The 16,695-nt window shown below is 65.1% G+C and carries 15 protein-coding genes; 4 read left to right on the top strand and 11 right to left on the bottom strand.

The features are described 5' to 3' along the window. Window positions 1-20: 20 nt before the first annotated feature. From mutM to sepIVA, 4 genes are read right to left on the bottom strand one after another with little or no spacing between them, the layout of a single operon-like run. On the bottom strand, window positions 21-881 hold the full coding sequence (gene mutM, locus MKK62_RS18365) for a bifunctional DNA-formamidopyrimidine glycosylase/DNA-(apurinic or apyrimidinic site) lyase (protein ID WP_240258488.1): 861 nt from the start codon (window positions 879-881) through the stop codon (window positions 21-23). Further along, window positions 882-1,580 carry a ribonuclease III gene (rnc, locus tag MKK62_RS18360; protein WP_240258489.1) on the bottom strand — a complete coding sequence of 233 codons (699 nt, stop codon included), beginning with the start codon at window positions 1,578-1,580 and terminating at the stop codon, window positions 882-884. It abuts the gene before it with no gap. Then, window positions 1,573-2,157, bottom strand: coding sequence for a YceD family protein (locus MKK62_RS18355; protein WP_240258490.1), 585 nt, complete (start codon window positions 2,155-2,157; stop codon window positions 1,573-1,575). Before MKK62_RS18355 ends, rnc begins: the two co-directional genes overlap by 8 nt. 30 nt (window positions 2,158-2,187) lie before the next feature. Beyond that, the gene (sepIVA, locus tag MKK62_RS18350) at window positions 2,188-2,925 is read right to left on the bottom strand and encodes a cell division protein SepIVA (RefSeq protein ID WP_240258491.1); all 738 of its coding nucleotides are present in this window, start codon (window positions 2,923-2,925) and stop codon (window positions 2,188-2,190) included. Between the two features lie 231 nt (window positions 2,926-3,156). On the opposite strand from sepIVA, the gene MKK62_RS18345 reads away from it, so the two are divergent. Together MKK62_RS18345 and MKK62_RS18340 are read left to right on the top strand one after the other, a co-directional pair. Next, window positions 3,157-4,338 carry a permease gene (locus MKK62_RS18345; RefSeq protein WP_240258492.1) on the top strand — a complete coding sequence of 394 codons (1,182 nt, stop codon included), beginning with the start codon at window positions 3,157-3,159 and terminating at the stop codon, window positions 4,336-4,338. 191 nt (window positions 4,339-4,529) lie between these two features. Continuing rightward, window positions 4,530-7,292, top strand: coding sequence for a helix-turn-helix transcriptional regulator (locus tag MKK62_RS18340; RefSeq protein ID WP_240258493.1), 2,763 nt, complete (start codon window positions 4,530-4,532; stop codon window positions 7,290-7,292). A 51-nt stretch (window positions 7,293-7,343) separates the two neighbouring features. On the opposite strand, the gene MKK62_RS18335 is transcribed toward MKK62_RS18340, so the two are convergent. After that, a complete protein-coding gene (locus tag MKK62_RS18335) occupies window positions 7,344-7,832 on the bottom strand; it encodes a MarR family winged helix-turn-helix transcriptional regulator (RefSeq protein WP_240258494.1) in 489 nt (162 codons plus the stop codon). A 173-nt stretch (window positions 7,833-8,005) separates the two neighbouring features. Here MKK62_RS18335 and MKK62_RS18330 point away from each other — a divergent pair, with 173 nt between their 5' ends. Further along, entirely contained in the window at window positions 8,006-8,590 is a 585-nt protein-coding gene (locus MKK62_RS18330; protein WP_240258495.1) for a hypothetical protein, read from the top strand. Window positions 8,591-8,640: 50 nt separating this feature from the next. Here the strand turns inward: MKK62_RS18330 and coaD are convergent, their stop codons facing one another. The 6 genes from coaD to MKK62_RS18300 form a co-directional block, all read right to left on the bottom strand. Further along, window positions 8,641-9,132, bottom strand: coding sequence for a pantetheine-phosphate adenylyltransferase (gene coaD, locus MKK62_RS18325; RefSeq protein WP_240258496.1), 492 nt, complete (start codon window positions 9,130-9,132; stop codon window positions 8,641-8,643). Between the two features lie 83 nt (window positions 9,133-9,215). Next, window positions 9,216-9,770 (bottom strand): 16S rRNA (guanine(966)-N(2))-methyltransferase RsmD, encoded by a 555-nt coding sequence (rsmD, locus tag MKK62_RS18320; protein ID WP_240264071.1) that lies wholly within the window; start codon window positions 9,768-9,770, stop codon window positions 9,216-9,218. A gap of 57 nt (window positions 9,771-9,827) precedes the next feature. Next, complete coding sequence (locus tag MKK62_RS18315; protein ID WP_240258497.1) at window positions 9,828-13,211, bottom strand: pyruvate carboxylase; 3,384 nt, start codon at window positions 13,209-13,211, stop codon at window positions 9,828-9,830. A 38-nt stretch (window positions 13,212-13,249) separates the two neighbouring features. Then, window positions 13,250-13,864, bottom strand: coding sequence for a vitamin K epoxide reductase family protein (locus MKK62_RS18310; RefSeq protein WP_240264072.1), 615 nt, complete (start codon window positions 13,862-13,864; stop codon window positions 13,250-13,252). A 17-nt stretch (window positions 13,865-13,881) separates the two neighbouring features. Next, a complete protein-coding gene (locus MKK62_RS18305; protein WP_434084963.1) occupies window positions 13,882-14,664 on the bottom strand; it encodes a DsbA family protein in 783 nt (260 codons plus the stop codon). Window positions 14,665-14,745: 81 nt separating this feature from the next. Continuing rightward, on the bottom strand, window positions 14,746-15,852 hold the full coding sequence (locus tag MKK62_RS18300; protein WP_240258498.1) for an alpha/beta hydrolase: 1,107 nt from the start codon (window positions 15,850-15,852) through the stop codon (window positions 14,746-14,748). On the opposite strand from MKK62_RS18300, the gene MKK62_RS18295 reads away from it, so the two are divergent. Next, the gene (locus MKK62_RS18295) at window positions 15,851-16,693 is read left to right on the top strand and encodes an aldo/keto reductase (protein WP_240258499.1); all 843 of its coding nucleotides are present in this window, start codon (window positions 15,851-15,853) and stop codon (window positions 16,691-16,693) included. The two genes, MKK62_RS18300 and MKK62_RS18295, sit on opposite strands and share 2 nt — an antisense overlap. Window positions 16,694-16,695: the final 2 nt, after the last annotated feature.

Raw genomic sequence — 16,695 nt, 5'->3', positions numbered from 1 at the left:
GCAGAGTCAACGCGCGACGGTCAGGCTCGCGGCCGCGGCTGACAGCGTGGGCAGTAGAACGACGATCGGTTCATGAACTTGTCCCGGCGGATCACCGCTCCGCAGCGCTTACACGGTTTACCCTCGCGGCCATATACATTCAGCGACCGGTCGAAGTAGCCGGACTGTCCGTTGACGTTGACGTACAACGAGTCGAACGACGTTCCGCCCTGGGCCAGCGCGTCGCGCATTACCTCGGCCGCCGCGTCGAGCAGCGTCGTCAGTTGTGGTCGAGTCAGCTTTTCCGCCAGCCGGGCACCGTTGATCTTCGCTCGCCACAGCGACTCGTCGGCGTAGATATTTCCGATGCCGGAGACCACCGTCTGGTCGAGCAACTGACGCTTAATCTCAGAGTGCTTGCGGCGCAACACCTTTACCACCGCATCAGTATCGAACCGGGGATCCAGCGGGTCGCGTGCCACGTGCGCGACGGGGATCGGAACCACGCTACCGTCGACAGTGACCAGATCGGCAAGCATCCAACCGCCGAACGTCCGTTGGTCGACGAAACTGAGCGTGGTCCCGTCGTCGAGCAGCGCGGCAATGCGCAGGTGGCCGGCGTTCGGGATATCGCCGAGCAACATCTGGCCGCTCATACCCAGATGAACGACCAACGCCTGCTCCTCGCCGCTGGGCGCATCGAGTGTCAGCCACAGATACTTTCCGCGGCGTTCTGTTGCGCTGATGCGTGCATCCAACAGTCGAGCGGTCAGGTCCGCGGGGCCGGCTTCGTGGCGACGGACCGCACGCGGGTGATGCACCCGGACGGCCGTGATCGTCTTGCCCACCACATGGGCCTGCAGACCCCGCCGCACCACCTCGACTTCGGGTAGCTCGGGCATCTAGCCGGCAGGCTCCCCGGGAAGGGCGCTCTCGTGTTGGTCGAGCTCGCGGCACGCCTGCTCGGCCGCCTTCTGCTCGGCTTCCTTCTTGGTCCTTCCGACCCCGAAGCCGTACTCGGTGTCCATCAAAACCACCACCGCGGTGAACTCGCGCTTGTGGTCGGGCCCAGTTGCGGAGACGCGATAGGACACCGCGCCGAGGCCGCGGGCCGCCGCCAACTCCTGCAAGCTGGTCTTCCAATCCAAAAGGCCTCCGGCATCGAGTAATTCGCTGAACAACCGCAGAATTACCTGCCGCGCCGCGTCGATGCCGCTATGCAGGTAGATTGCGCCGAGCAAAGACTCGAGGCTGTCGGCGAGAATGCTCGACTTGTCCATCCCGCCGGATTTCAGCTCGCCCCGGCCCAACAGCAAATGCGCGCCTAGTCCCTGATCGGTCAGTGAACGCGCAACCTCGGCCAGCGCCTGGGTGTTGACCACACCCGCACGCATCTTGGCCAGGTCGCTCTCCGGACGTTCTGGGTGCCGGTGGTAGAGCTCGTCGGTCACGGTCAGCCCGAGCACCGCGTCGCCGAGGAACTCCAGGCGCTCGTTGGTGGGCAGGCCTCCGTGCTCGTAGGCGTAGCTGCGGTGGGTCAACGCCAAGGTCAACAATTCGCCGGGCAGCTCGACGCCGAGCGCATCGAGCAGATCACTCACTACCGGCCCCGTCGTTCTCGCCCAGCATCGTCGTCAACTTCGCCCATCGCGGGTCGATCTCGTCGTGGTGATGCCCCGGCTCGGCGGTCGCGAGTGCGACGCCACACTTGGCGCACAGCCCCGGGCAGTCCTCCTGGCACACCGGTGAGAATGGAAGTTCCAGGCCCACAGCGTCGATAATCGGCTGCTCGAGGTCGACGGTGTCGGCAACGACGTGACCGACCTCGTCTTCGTCGGTGGTCGCCCGCGTGAGACTGTCCGAATAGGCGAACAGCTCGGTCAAGTCCACGTGAATCTGCTGCTCGAACGGAGCCAGGCAGCGCGCGCACTCGCCCGTCAGAGGTGCGGACATGGTCCCGCTCACCAATACCCCTTCGGACACCGACTCGACTCGTAGATCGAGGTCGAGCGGCGCACCGGAGGCGATACCGATCATGTCGAGACCCATGCGCGCGGGATTGGCGACGGTCTGCCGTAACAGGAACATCGCCCCTGGCCGGCGACCGAGCCGCGCGATGTTGACGACCAGCGGCGAGTCCGAACGCGGTTGAGCCGTCTGGCTGTGTTGGCGCGCCATGTCTGCGATTCTACGGGCGCCTACCAGCGGCTACCGCTGCGCGTAATCGTGGACGCCCGCCGCCGTGCGCAATTGGTGGCGGCCGCGGTTGACCGAGCGCAGGGTGGTGTTGAGGTGCTCCTCGAACTCGGCGAGCTTGCTGTCGACGTAGATGTCGCATTCGCCACGCAGCCGGTCGGCCTCCACGTGGGCGGCGTCGATCAACCGGGCGGACTCGGCGTTGGCCGACTGCACGACCTCGGTCTGCGACACCAGACGCTGCTGCTCTTTGATGCCCTCCTGCACGGCCTTCTCATAGGAGATGTTGCCGTTCTCGATCAGCCGGTCGGCCTCGGACTTCGCCCGCGTGACGGCGGCCTCGTACTCGCGCTTGGCCGACGCAGCCAGGCGCGCCGCTTCTTCGCGGGCCTCGCCGAGCATCCGCTCGCTGTGCTGGCGGGCTTCGCCGACCATCCGGTCGGCCTGCGCCTTCGCGTCGGCCAGAATCCGGTCGGCTTCCGCGCGGGCATGGTTGACCATCGACTCCGACTCGGCACTCGCCGACGACACCGTCGAATCCGCATGCGCCTTCGCTTCGTGCAGCAGCGAGTCGCGGGCGTCAAGGACGTCCTGAGCGTCGTCGAGCTCACCAGGAATGGCGTCCTTGATGTCATCGATCAGCTCGAGGACGTCGCCGCGGGGCACCACACAGCCCGCAGTCATCGGGAGGCCACGCGCTTCCTCGACAATGGCGCTCAGCTCATCGAGCGCCTCAAAAACTCGGTACACGGCAACACCCTCCCGGCTTCGTTGTTGTTACCAGTGTGCCTGGTGTTGCATATGTGACTGCGTTGCCAGGCTCGGTGTGTCGGGCTTTTTCCGGTATCGAAACCGTCCTCACTACCTGCACACTTGGGTGATTATGTCGACTTCTACTCGGTGGCGGCAATCCCGGATGACCTTGAGCGGCGAGGTCAGTCGCTCTGGAATACCCCTAGGGGGTATTTGGTTGGAGGCGTTATGACGCACGATGTGCTTGCTGCGGTGGGTCACGCCCTGGCGCTAGCAGGGTCGATGACGTGGGAAATTCTCTGGGCGCTGATCCTTGGATTCGCGCTTTCAGCGGTGGTTCAGGCGGTGGTGCGCCGTTCGACCATCGTGTCCTTGCTCGGCGACGACCATCCACGGACATTGGCCGTGGCGGCGGGTCTGGGCGCGGCATCCTCGTCGTGTTCCTATGCCGCGGTGGCCTTGGCCCGCTCCCTTTTCCGCAAGGGCGCCAATTTCACCGCCGCAATGGCGTTTGAGATCGGTTCGACCAATCTGGTGGTCGAACTCGGCATCATCCTCGCCCTGTTGATGGGTTGGCAGTTCACCCTTGCCGAATTCGTCGGCGGCCCGTTGATGATCGTGGCTGTGGCCCTGTTGTTTCGACTTTTCGTGAGGTCGCGACTTGTCGATGCCGCCCGCAGACAAGCTGACCGTGGATTGGCTGGATCAATGGAAGGCCATGCCGCCATGGACATGTCGGTGGCTGGCGACGGATCGTTTCTGCGGCGCCTGCTGTCCCAAGACGGCCTGACGGCGGTATCCCATGTCTTCGTGATGGAGTGGGCCGCCATCCTTCGCGACCTGATCGTCGGCCTGTTGATCGCCGGGGCGATCGGCGCCTGGGTACCCGAGTCTTTCTGGCAGCACTTCTTTTTCGCCAATCACCCGGTGTTGTCGACGTTGTGGGGCCCGGCCGTCGGCCCGCTCGTGGCGATCGCCTCGTTCGTCTGCTCGATCGGCAACGTGCCGTTGGCCGCGGTGTTATGGAACGGCGGCATCAGCTTCGGCGGCGTCGTCGCGTTCATCTTCGCCGACCTGCTGATACTGCCGATCTTGAACATCTATCGGAAGTACTACGGCACCAAGATGATGCTGGTACTGCTGGGCACCTTCTATACCGCGATGGTTTTCGCGGGGTACGTAGTCGAGTTCCTTTTCGGCACAGCAGGTCTCATCCCCTCGGAGCGCCATGCCATCGTGATGGAGTCCGGGATCTCCTGGAACTACACCACCTGGCTGAACATCGGCTTTCTCGGGTTGGCGGCGCTGCTCGTCGTCCGCTTCGTGGTTACCGGTGGCCTTCCCATGCTGAGGGCGATGGGCGGCTCCCCTGACACCGAGCACGAGCACCACCACCACCACTGCGATTGACGGGCTCGCAAACCTGACCCAATTTGCCAGGCACCGCACAGACCGGGCTAGGTTAACTCATGCCGAGTGCAAATAATTCACTTACTATGATGCCCAGGATTTGACGGACGTTGCCGCCCGAATGCGGGGGCCTGTGCGGTGACCACGCGATCGGATCGGCCGATCTCGACTGGAAGCTGACGGGCGGGCGTATGGCAGTGCGAGCTGCGATTCGGCGGGCCGACGAGCTGTCGGTCACCGCTTTTCTCGGCGATCTCCTCGATGCGCCGGTTGCCATGGTGATCGAGGGCGAAGCGGGAATCGGCAAGACGACACTATGGCTCGACGCGTTGGAGCGCGCCCGCGAACTCGGGTTCACGGTGCTGACCGCCCGGTCCGCCGAGGCCGAGTCGGTGTTGGCCTATGCCGGATTGGCCGACCTGCTGGCCGACATCGACGACTCGATCCTTGCCGATTTACCCGCACCGCAACAGCAAAGCCTGGATGCCGCCCTGCTACGTGGTAGCGCGTCGTCGGCGTCGAGCGATGCGCGAGCGGTCGGTGCGGCGTTTGTAGGTGTGCTCGAGCGCTTGGTCACGTGGTCTCAGCGCCCCGTGCTCGTAGCTATCGACGACCTGCAGTGGATCGACGTTTCCAGCGCCGACGCGGTGAGCTTCGCCGCTCGCCGCTTACCACGGGGGGTGGGACTGCTTGCCATTACTCGGAGCAATACGGTGGCGGCCCACGTGCAGCTTGCCCATCCTGACGCGGTACGTCGGATCAAGTTGCGCCCGTTGAGCGTTGGCGAGTTGCACCAAGTGCTGACCGTTCGGTTGGGAACCTCGTTTTCGCGGCCAACCCTGCTGCGTATCCACCAGATCGCCGGCGGAAACCCTTTCTACGGTCTGGAATTGGCTCGCGAGATCGACCCGAGGATCGGATCCGACTCCTTACAGCTTCCGAGCAGTCTCGCCGATCTGGTGGGCTCACGTATTGCGCGGATCGGCCGCGACGCGCTAGACGTGTTGCTGGCTACCGCCAGCGTGCCCGCGCCGACCGTAAGACTGCTGGCTCAAGCCACCGATAAGACCCCCGAGCGGGTGCTGGAAGTGTTGAGCGAGGCCGAAACTCACTCCGTGGTCGTCATTGACGGTAATCGGGTGTCGTTCACCCATCCTTTGTTGGCTCATGGCGTTTACAGTGAGTCGTCGCCGCGGCGGCAACGCGCCATCCACCGGAAGCTCGCGGAGCTCGTCGCCGAACCCGAACTGCGGGCACGCCATCTGGCGCTGTCGGATACCACCGGCGAGCCCGAAACCATCACAGCCCTGGACGCGGCGGCTGAGATCGCTAACGCCCGAGGTGCACCCGCGGCCGCAGCCGAATTACTCGACTTGGCAATCAATCTCGGCGCCACCGACCCGGCGCGCAGAATTCTGTGCGCGACACACCACTTCGCGGCCGGCGGCACCGGGCGCGCGCGTCTCATGCTCGAGGACGTGGTCGCCGATCTACCGGTCGGCTCACTTCGCGCCGAGGCTCTCTACCAGCTGGCCCTGGTCCGGCTTCACGAAGACGGTTTCGCCGACGCGGCAGAGCTTCTGGAGAGCGGACTACCGGAGCCGGGCACCGATGACCTATTGCGCGTCCGGATGTTGATCATGCTCGCCTATGCACTGTTCAACGCGGCGCAACCCGGTCATGCACTGGACCGCGTAAGCCAGGCGGTGACCGAAGCCGAGAAGGTAGCCGTGCCCATCCTCCTCAGTTCGGCCCTGGGCATGCACGAAACCTTGGGATTTCTCGCCGGACGTGGATTCGATCAAGCGACCATCCGGCGTGCGGTCGAACTCGAGGACCCGAATGCGCCGATTCCCGTGCCCTTCCGGCCCAGCGTTCAGGTCGCGCTGCTGCGCGGCTGGACTGGCGAGTTCGAACACGCCCGCAACGTGCTGGCGGCCGCAGGCACCAGATGCGTCGCTTTGGGTCAGGAACATGAATTGGTCTTCGTCGCCTTTTCACAGGCGATGATGGACCTCTGGCGCGGAGATCTGCACAGTGTCGCGATCGCCGGAGACGAAACGGTCGAGCGCGCATCGCAGCTCGGCGGCGACTTTCCGATGTTCATCGGCTTGACGATCCGCGGGGCGGCCGCCGCTTATGGCGGCCGTGTGACAGAGGCAGCGAACGATCTCGATGAAGCCATCGCCGCTGCAAAGCGTTGCGGGTCGATGCGAATGGGTGAATGGGCATCCACACTGCGCGGATTCGTGGAGAATTCCCTCGGTAATCACCAGGCAGCCCTGGACATCCTCGAACCGATGCTGGTCATGACCCGGATGCTGCCCGAAGCCACCGAAATCATCGCCGCGGCCTACCTCCCCGAAGCCGCCGAGGCTCTGATCGGCGTGGGGAGAATCGATGACGCCGAGCCGCTGATCGACACGTTGGAGGCCAACGGTCGCCGCCTGGACCGCGCCTGGATGCTTGCCACGGCGCTGCGCTGCCGCGCAATGTTGTGGGCCGCCCGGGGCGATCTCGACGCCGCCATCACGGCGGCCGAGCAGGCCATGACCGAGCACAAGCGCCTCCCCATGCCCTTCGAGATGGCGCGCACCCAGCTCTTGCTCGGACAGATCCAGCGCCGGCAGCGTCGACGCGAAAACGGGACCGCGACACTGCGCGATGCGCTGACCACTTTCGAACAACTCGGCACGGAGCTTTGGGCCGAACGCGCCAGAACCGAGCTGGCGCGCGGGATCGGAAGCAGACAGCGCGGAGAGGGATTGACCACGTCAGAGCGGCGTATTGCGGAACTTGCCGTATCGGGAATGACCAATCGCGACATCGCGGCGGCACTGTTCATCAGCCCGAAGACAGTGGAAGTCAACCTGAGTCGCGTCTATCGCAAGCTCAAGATCCGCTCACGCATGGAGCTTCAGCGAGCTTGGAACTCCGGCAGGGCCGACCAATAACTTTGTTCGCGAAATTAACTGGAGGCAGGCAAGCACGCTCGCAGCGACGCGCTACGCGCCAGCTCGACTGCGCGACCCTGCGGGTTGGCCGCACGCCGAGGCGCCGTCTGCCGGTGGATTCCCGGCGCGGTAAAGCAACGATTTGAGCTGGCGCCGATCGGCAGGGCTGAGATGGGCCAATAGCTGTTCATCGGCGGACGCAACCGCTTCTTCCGCCCGCTTGAGTAGTGCCTTGCCCTTGCGGCTCAGCTGCGCGGGTAGCGCGCGGCCCGAGGATGCCGTCGCCGGGCGGGTCACCAGTCCAGCGTCCTGCAAGCCCTGCAGGACCTGGTTCATCGCCTGGGCAGTCACGTGGGTGTGCCGGGCGAGTTCGGCGCTGGTGCGGCCCGGGTCTTCGTCCAAGATCCGCATGCAGACGAACTCGGGAAGGCCTAGACCCAGCGGGCGAAGTGCCTGCACCGCATGCGGCCGGAGTCGGGCCATCAGACCGCGGACCAGAAAGCCCAAGGGTTGATCCACGAAGTCGCTCATCTCGACCATGCTGACACGAAACCGCAGCTCTGGTGCCGCATTGGCCGGCGCGCCGGCTGCCCACCCGAGGCAATATCAAGTTTCTTGACACCGAAGAGGAGGGCCGGTATCAAGGAGCTAGATATCCAAACCGGCGACCGGGTCACTTCCGCCCCGGCGCCGTTACCTGAAGGAGGACAAGGATGTTCGGTGGAGGATTTGCGGGCGGCCCAGGATTTGCCGGCGGCCCAGGATGGGGTGGCCCCGGCTTCGGTTGGGGCGGACACGGCGGACCCGGCCACGGCTGGGGCGGACCCGGCGGGCCTGGATTCGGCGGACGCCACAAGCGGGTGGTGGTCGGTACGGCCGCGCTGCTGCTCGACGGGCCGGCGACTGCGGAGCAGATCGTGCAGCGGGTTTCCGAGGCGACCGACGGCGCTTTTGCGCCGCCGCAGGGAATCGTCGAGCTTGCCATCGGTAAGTTGGCCGGTCGCGGGTTCGTGACCGTCGACGACGGGGTCGCTACCCTGACCGAACTGGGCCGAAACGTATTGCAGTGGAAGGGAATCAGCAGCGAGTCCATCCACGCCAGGCTGGCCCAGGCCGGGAAGTTCGGCGACCTCGCGAAGATCCGCTGGGGCTTGGTCGAGCTCGCCGGATTGGCACGCACCATTCACTGGTCGGGCACCGACGCTCAGAAAGAGAAGCTGGCCGAGGCACGGACCAAGGTCCTGACAGCGATCACCGAGGCGAAGAAGTCACTACACGCCGCGCTCGCGGAAAGCTGAGATCACGAACGAGCAGCGCGGCCGCGGCATTCGCCCGGTCGCGCTGCTGGCTACTGCCCGTTGGTCTTTCGCAGTTTGGCGGCCAGCCGGCGATTCACCGCATCGGGCAGTAACTGGGACACGTCACCGCCTAGCGTCGCGACCTCTTTTGCCAACGATGACGACACGAACGAATACTTCGGGGCGGTGGCCACGAAAAACGTGTCGACGCCGGCGATGTGCTTGTTCATCTGTGCCATCTGCAGCTCGTACTCGAAATCCGTGCCGGTACGTAGACCCTTGACGATTGCCGTCATTCCGCGGGACGTTACGAAATCAACCACAAGCCCCCGGCCGGGCTCGACACTCACGTTCGGCAAGTGGGCTGTCGACTCTTCGATCATCGCGATCCGCTCGTCGACATCGAACATGCCCTTCTTCGCGGGGTTGACCAGGATCGCCACCACCACCTCGTCGAACTGAGCCGCTGCTCGCTCAAAAACGTCGATGTGACCCAGCGTCACCGGATCGAAGGAACCTGGGCACACCGCGCCGCTAGTCATCGGCGCCGCCCCTCGTCCGACCGTCGGATCGCACTGCCCTGTTGATCGAAACCGGCGCCATGCCCGATGACGGTACACGCCGTTCACATCCGTTCGGCCAGCTCCAAGCGGGTGTCGCCATAAAGCCGCTGCTGCCAGGGATCCCACCCGTCGGGCCAGCTCAAGGGTGGACTTCCGACTGCGCGCTCGACGACGACGAGACTTCCCTCGCGCACCCAGCCGTTGGCGGCCAACGCGACCAGCAATTGCTCGATGACCCGGGTGTCGACATCGTAGGGTGGATCCATGAGCACCAGGTCGACCGGACGAGTGGCTTTCGCGGCCAGCATGGTTGCCACCTGCCCGCGCCGCACCGTTGCCCCCGGCAGTCCGAGGGTAGCGATGTTGCGTTCGATCACCGCCGCCGCGCGGCGGTCCGACTCGACGAATAACGCCGAGGTTGCACCCCGCGACAGCGCCTCGAGACCGAGCGCGCCCGAACCCGCATAGAGGTCGAGCACCGCGAGACCGGCCAAGTCCAGTTGCGCGGACACGATGTTGAACAGCGACTCACGCACCCGATCGGTGGTCGGCCGGGTACCGTGCGGCGGCACCGCGACCCGCCGTCCCCCGGCGATTCCACCGATGATGCGCGTCAAATGCCGGGACTCCTCATCGGCGCCGCTCTTGCGGCGCATGACCCCGTCGTCGGCGCGTCAGGCGAGCACCACCAGCAAGTCCCCGCCCTCGACCTGGGCTGTGTCGGAGACCGCGACCCGTTCGACGGTGCCGTCGGCTGGCGCGGTGATCGGCGCTTCCATCTTCATCGCCTCGATGGTGGCGATGGTCTGGCCGGCGCTGACTTGGTCGCCGGCAGAGACCCCAACGGTGACCACCCCGGCGAACGGCGCAGCGACGTGCTTGGAATTGCCCTTCTCGGCTTTCTCCGCGGCGGGTACTTCGCTGGCGATGCTGCGGTCACGGACTTCCACTGGCCGCAGCTGACCGTTGATGATGCACATCACCGTGCGCATGCCGCGTTCGTCGGGCTCGGAGATCGCCTCGAGCCCGATCAGCAGCTCGACACCGGGCTCGAGCTGCACCCGGTGCTCCTCCCCCTGGCGCAGGCCGTAGAAGAATTGGTTGGCCGACAACCGCGAGATATCGCCGTAGGTTTCCCGGTGTGTCTCGAATTCCTTTGTCGGGCCGGGAAAAAGCAGGCGGTTGAGCGTGGCTTGGCGTTTGTGGCCGTGCAACCCGAGGTTGGTTTCGTCTTCCGGGGTCAATTCCTGGACCGGCTTCGGTTCGCCACGTCCGGCCAACGCCTTGGAGCGCAACGGTTCTGGCCATCCGCCCACCGGGTCGCCGAGGTCACCGCGCAGAAAACCGAGGACAGATTCCGGAATATCGAATTGCTCGGGATGCGAAGCGAATTCATCAGCGCTCAGGCCCGCGCCCACGAGTGCCAGCGCAAGGTCACCAACCACCTTTGACGAGGGGGTGACCTTGATCAGCCTGCCGAGGACCCGGTCGGCGCCGGCATAGGCCTCTTCGACTTCCTCGAACCGGTCGCCCAGCCCCAGAGCGATTGCCTGCTGGCGCAGATTCGACAGCTGCCCACCGGGGATCTCGTGGTGATACACCCGCCCGGTCGGTCCGGGCAGACCGGATTCAAAGGGAGCGTAGACCTTTCGCAGCGCCTCCCAGTACGGCTCCAGCCCGCAGACCGCCGACAGCGACAAACCGGTGTCGTAGTCGGTGTGCGCGGCGGCCGCCACGATCGAGCTCAACGCTGGCTGACTGGTCGTTCCCGCCATCGGCGCCGCCGCGCCGTCGACCGCGTCGGCCCCTGCCTGCCACGCCGCAATGTAGCTGGCCAGTTGACCCCCCGGCGTGTCGTGGGTGTGCACGTGCACCGGCAGATCGAATCGACTGCGCAGGGCCCCGACCAGCTCCCGGGCGGCCTGGGGGCGAAGCAGCCCGGCCATGTCCTTGATCGCCAACACGTGCGCGCCGGCCTCGACGATCTGGTCGGCCAGCCTCAAGTAATAGTCCAGCGTGTAGAGGTCTTCGGCCGGATCGGACAGGTCGCCTGTGTAGCACATCGCGACTTCGGCTATCGCAGAACCTGTTTCGCGTACCGCATCGATTGCGGGACGCATCGACTCGAGGTTGTTCAGCGCGTCGAAAATCCGGAAGATGTCGATTCCGGTGGCGGTCGCCTCGTCGACGAACGCAGAGGTGACCAGCTCCGGGTACGGCGTGTAGCCAACGGTGTTGCGGCCCCGCAGCAACATCTGCAGGCAAATGTTGGGCATCAGCTCGCGTAGCGTGGCCAGCCGCTCCCAGGGGTCTTCCTTCAGGAAGCGCAGCGCCACATCGTAGGTCGCGCCGCCCCAGCATTCGACGGACAGCAGCTGGGGCATGGTCCGCGCGATGTAGGGTGCGACGAGCCCGAGTCCGCTGGTGCGCACCCGGGTCGCCAGCAGCGATTGGTGAGCGTCGCGGAAGGTGGTGTCGGTGACCCGGACTCCTGACGAGTCCCGCAGCCAGCGCGCGAACCCCTCGGGGCCCAGTTCGACCAGCAGTTGCTTGGAGCCGGCCGGCGGCGTTGTGGTCAGGTCGATGTCGGGCAGCTTGTCCTGCGGGTAGACCGCCGACGGCCGGGAGCCGTGCGGCTTGTTGACCGTCACGTCGGCCAGGTAGTTGAGGATCTTGGTGCCACGGTCGGCCGACGAGCGCGCCGTCAGCAGCGCCGGATGCTCCTCGATGAACGCGGTCGTGATGTCGCCGGCCTGGAAATCGGGATCGTCCAGGATCGCTTGCAGGAACGGGATATTCGTCGACACCCCACGAATGCGGAATTCGGCGATCGCGCGCCGCGCCCGATTGACCGCGGTCGTGAAATCGCGACCCCGGCAGGTCAGCTTGACCAGCATCGAATCGAAGTGGGCGCTGATCTCCGCGCCCAGATTGGTTCCGCCGTCGAGGCGTATGCCCGCACCCCCGGGGCTGCGGTAGGTGGTGATCCGTCCGGTGTCGGGCCGAAATCCATTGGCCGGGTCTTCGGTGGTGATGCGGCATTGCAGCGCGGCCCCACGCGGGCGAATCGACTCCTGGCGCAATCCCAAGTCCTCGAGGGACTCCCCTCCCGCGATGCGCAGCTGGCTGGAGACCAGGTCGACGTCGGTGATCTCCTCGGTCACGGTGTGCTCGACCTGGATCCGCGGGTTCATCTCGATGAAGACGTGGTGGCCGCGCTCGTCGAGCAGGAACTCGACAGTGCCCGCGCAGCTGTAGCCGATGTGCCGGGCGAACGCCACCGCGTCGGCACACATCCTGTCTCGCAGCTCTTCTGGCAGATTCGGCGCGGGCGCCAACTCGACGACCTTCTGGTGGCGCCGCTGCACACTGCAATCGCGCTCGTAGAGATGAATCACGTTGCCGTAGTTGTCGGCCAGAATCTGAACCTCGATGTGGCGAGGGTTGAGCACAGCCTGCTCGAGGTAGACAGTCGAATCCCCGAACGCCGACTCGGCTTCCCGACTCGCCGCCTCGATGGCTTCGGGCAACGCATCGGCATCGGTGACTCGACGCATGCCACGACCGCCGCCGCCGGCAACGGCTTTGACGAACAACGGGAACTCCATCCCGTGTGAGGCGGACACCAGTTCGTCGACTGACGCCGACGGCGCCGACGATGTAAGCACCGGCAGACCGGCTTCGCGGGCCGCGGCGACCGCGCGGGCCTTATTGCCGGTCAGCGACAGCACGTCGGCTTTCGGGCCGACAAAGATGACGCCCTTCTTCGCACATTCGGCGGCCAGTCGCGGGTTCTCCGACAAAAACCCGTAACCCGGATAGACCGCGTCGGCGCCGGCACGCCGCGCGGTGTCGACGACCTCGTCCACAGACAGATACGCCCGCACCGGATGGCCGACCTCGCCGATTTGGTACGACTCGTCGGCTTTCAAGCGATGCAACGAGTTTCGGTCTTCGTACGGGTACACCGCTACCGTGCCGACGCCCAGTTCGTAAGCGGCCCGGAAAGCCCGAACGGCGATCTCGCCGCGATTGGCAACCAGCACTTTGGAGATCAACGTACGTTCCTGCTCCTCTAATCGAGACGGCGTGTTGTTCAGATCAGCGTGGACCAGTAGTCCCAGAATCGAACCACAATCAACAGAAAGACGACGGTGAACCAGATTGTGGCGATCGACCACCGCCAGTGGTGGAGTTCGTGCACGACAACTCCCTGGCGGTCATCGGACGGCCCGAACGCGACCGAGGAGACCACCACCAACAGCGAAAGCGTCGCCACCCACACCACCATGCAGTACGGGCAGAGCGCCCCAATGCGGTAGAGACTTTGAAAAATCAACCAGTGCACAAAGGCGGTGCCGAGCAGGGTGCCGATGGTCATACCGATCCAATACCAGCGCGGCAGCGGTACTTTCGCGACCGCCAGCACTCCGGTGAGGGTCACGACGGCGAACGCCGCGATACCGATCAGCGAGTTCGGAAATCCGAACGCGGACGCTTGCGGCGTCGTCATCACCGAGCCGCAAGCCACGACGGGGTTGAGATTGCACGACGGCACATACGCCGGGTTGATCAGGAGTTCGATCTTCTCGATCGTCAGGGTGGCCGATGCGATCAGGCCCAGCACTCCTGCGACCAAGATCAACCACGCGCCGGTCGTCGACAGCGTCGCCGGCCGACGGCCGGAATCTTCAACCGGCTCACCGGGAATGGCTGCCGACGGGGCGGTCACGACGCTGCTGGGGTGGCAGCCGAATCGATTCCCGGGACGTTACCGACGATTTCTTTGATCTTGCCGACAAACGCTTCGGGCGTCGAGAATTCGTAGTCCTGTCCGTTGATACGGACCGTGGGCGTGGCGTGAATGCCCGCCGATGCCACGAGGCCGTCGACCATCGGAAGATATTTGCCGTCCTTGATGCACTGGGGAACGTTGCCCACCACACCCGCCTCACGGGCCAGCTCTGTCAGCTTGGCGTTGTCGGGGAACGACGTCCCAGTCTCAGAGGGCTGAATGTCTTTGGTGTACAACGCGGTATGGAATCGGCGGAAGGCATCGATTGACTCATCGGCGATGCAGTAGGCGGCGTTCGCGGCGCGCGACGAATAGTCCTGATTCTGCGGCCGACTCAGGAAACCGGTCATGTAGTAGTCGGCGGCGATGGCGCCGTCATCGATCAGCTTGGAGACCGTCGGACCGAAACCGCGCTCGAAGTTGCCGCATGCCGGGCAGAGGAAATCTTCGTAGAAGGCGACGACGGCCTTCGGGTCGTGGGTGCCGTCCTTGGTCACCAGCTTGCTCGAGGTCACCCGGATCGCGCGTGCGCCTGTCGCGGCGGTCTTCTTGTCGTGCGAGATGACGATGTAGCCGACCAGCACGACGGCGAACAGGATCACGATCGAGGTGAGGCCGATCCTGACCAGCAGATCGCGTCGACGACTCGCGGCGTTCAAGTCGTACTTGGGGCGGTTTGATTTGGCGGCTTTTTCGGCCATGGGTTTGCTCACCATTCCGGGTTTGTCGACATCGCTGTCCGACCGCGGTGCGGGCGGGATCGCGCATAAGCCTACCTACGGCCGCAATTGCCGGACTCAGACGCGGGTGAGGTGTGCCCGCAACGCCGAGATCAATTCGGCGGTGGCCAGCGCGCTGCCACCCCCAAGCGGGAAGAGGCTGGCGAATCCGTGCGTCAGCGATCGCATCGAACGCAGGTCGACTCCGACGCCGGCCGCGCTCAGCGCCGCGGCATAGCTCTCGCCCTCGTCGCGCAGCGGGTCGAAACCGGCGGTCGCGATCAATGCGGGCGGCAGCCCCGACAACGACTCAGCCAGCAGCGGCGAAATGCGGGGATCGGTGGCAGCGGCGTCAGAGGAGCCCAGGTACTGCTCGGTGAACCAGTCGATGTCCGCTTTGGTGAGCAGGAATCCGTCGGCGAACAGGGTCAACGACCGAGTCTGCGCCGTGAAGTCGGTGCGGGGATAGATCAGCCACTGCAGGACGGGCTGTTGTGCACCCTCGTCGCGCGCGATCTGCGAGACGACCGCGGCCAGGTTGCCGCCGGCACTGTCGCCGCCCACGGCCAACTTGCCGGGGATTCCGCCCAACCGCTCGGCATGTTCGCAGGCCCACCGGAACGCCGCGTAGGCGTCGTCGACAGCGGCCGGAGCCGGGTGTTCGGGGGCCAGTCGGTAATCGACCGACAGCACATGGACCCCGGCGTCCCTGCAGGTCAACCGGCAGAGTGGGTCGTGGGTGTCGAGGTCGCCGATTGTCCAGCCGCCGCCGTGGTAGAAGACCACCAACGGCGCGGGGCCCGACGTCGCCGGGCGGTAGTGCCGAGCGGGAATCGAGCCGGCCGGTCCCGGAATGGACACGTCGCTGACAGCGACGTGAATCTGGGGTCCGCCGAAACCCTGTGTCATCTCCCGCATCTGGGTTCGCGAGATGTTGACGTCGCGGCCGATCACCAGCCCGTTCATTCCAAACGCGCGCATACCGGCCAGCGCCAGCTGCAGCGTCGGATCGAGGGTGTTGCCATCGATGGTCACGTCACGGCCGCCGGAGAGCAGTCGTTTCGCGCGGGTGGGCACCCACGGGATCACCCGGAGGCCGGCCGCGGTCGCCGCGGCCTGCAACCTCGCGGCCCATCCGCCCGCCTTGACCTGCGAATCCGAAACGCCTGGCAGACTTCGTGTCATGTCGAGTTCCTTGAGTCCTTCGGTCCCACTGAACGACGGTAATTCCATCCCCGTGCTCGGCTTCGGCGTTTTCAAAGTCCCGCCCGCGGACACCGAGCAGGCGGTCAGCACCGCCCTACAAGCCGGGTACCGCCACATCGACACCGCCGCGATGTACGGCAACGAACGCGAGACCGGCCGCGCGGTCGCCGCATCGGGCATACCCAGGGACGAACTGTACTTGGTCACCAAGTTGTGGAACTCCGAGCAGGGCTACGACAGCACACTGGCCGCCTTCGACCTCAGCATGGACCGGCTGGGCATCGACTACCTGGACCTTTATCTAGTGCACTGGCCCATGCCGAAGCGGAACAAATTCATCGACACCTTCAGGGCGTTCGCCCATCTTCGAGACCAGGGCCGGGTCCGGTCCATCGGCGTCAGCAATTTCGAGCCCGAGCACCTCACCGCGCTGGTCGACGCGACCGGGATCGTCCCCGCCGTCAACCAGGTGGAGCTGCACCCGCGGCTGCCGCAGACCGAATTGCGCGAGGTGCACGCCCGCCTGGGCATCGCCACCGAGGCGTGGGGCCCACTCGGCCAAGGTTCGTTGCTCACCAACCCCGCCGTCACCGCTGTGGCCGAGAGACACGGCCGCACCACCGCGCAGGTTCTGATTCGCTGGCATATCCAACTCGGTAATATCGTCATCCCGAAGTCGGTGAATCCTGAGCGTATTGCGAGCAACTTCGACGTGTTCGATTTTGAACTGAGCGAAAGCGACATGGCGTCGATCTCTTCGCTCGACGACGGAAACCGGCTTGGTCCAGATCCACGAACCTTCGATTTCACAGGCAGGTAAAG

This window comes from Mycobacterium paraterrae, from assembly GCF_022430545.2.
GTDB classification, from domain to species: Bacteria; Actinomycetota; Actinomycetes; order Mycobacteriales; family Mycobacteriaceae; genus Mycobacterium; species Mycobacterium paraterrae.
Note: the sequence above shows the minus strand (reverse complement) of the source record. Positions and strands in the feature narration are given on the sequence as shown.

What these genes read in the sequence shown, in the direction of transcription:
- mutM (WP_240258488.1), bottom strand. Translation starts at nt 881, where the DNA reads ATGCCCGAGCTACCCGAAGTCGAGGTGGTGCGGCGGGGTCTGCAGGCC.
- MKK62_RS18355 (WP_240258490.1), bottom strand. Translation starts at nt 2,157, where the DNA reads ATGGCGCGCCAACACAGCCAGACGGCTCAACCGCGTTCGGACTCGCCG.
- MKK62_RS18345 (WP_240258492.1), top strand. Translation starts at nt 3,157, where the DNA reads ATGACGCACGATGTGCTTGCTGCGGTGGGTCACGCCCTGGCGCTAGCA.
- MKK62_RS18340 (WP_240258493.1), top strand. Translation starts at nt 4,530, where the DNA reads ATGGCAGTGCGAGCTGCGATTCGGCGGGCCGACGAGCTGTCGGTCACC.
- MKK62_RS18335 (WP_240258494.1), bottom strand. Translation starts at nt 7,832, where the DNA reads ATGGTCGAGATGAGCGACTTCGTGGATCAACCCTTGGGCTTTCTGGTC.
- MKK62_RS18330 (WP_240258495.1), top strand. Translation starts at nt 8,006, where the DNA reads ATGTTCGGTGGAGGATTTGCGGGCGGCCCAGGATTTGCCGGCGGCCCA.
- coaD (WP_240258496.1), bottom strand. Translation starts at nt 9,132, where the DNA reads ATGACTAGCGGCGCGGTGTGCCCAGGTTCCTTCGATCCGGTGACGCTG.
- MKK62_RS18305 (WP_434084963.1), bottom strand. Translation starts at nt 14,664, where the DNA reads ATGGTGAGCAAACCCATGGCCGAAAAAGCCGCCAAATCAAACCGCCCC.
- MKK62_RS18295 (WP_240258499.1), top strand. Translation starts at nt 15,851, where the DNA reads ATGTCGAGTTCCTTGAGTCCTTCGGTCCCACTGAACGACGGTAATTCC.
- MKK62_RS18300 (WP_240258498.1), bottom strand. Translation starts at nt 15,852, where the DNA reads ATGACACGAAGTCTGCCAGGCGTTTCGGATTCGCAGGTCAAGGCGGGC.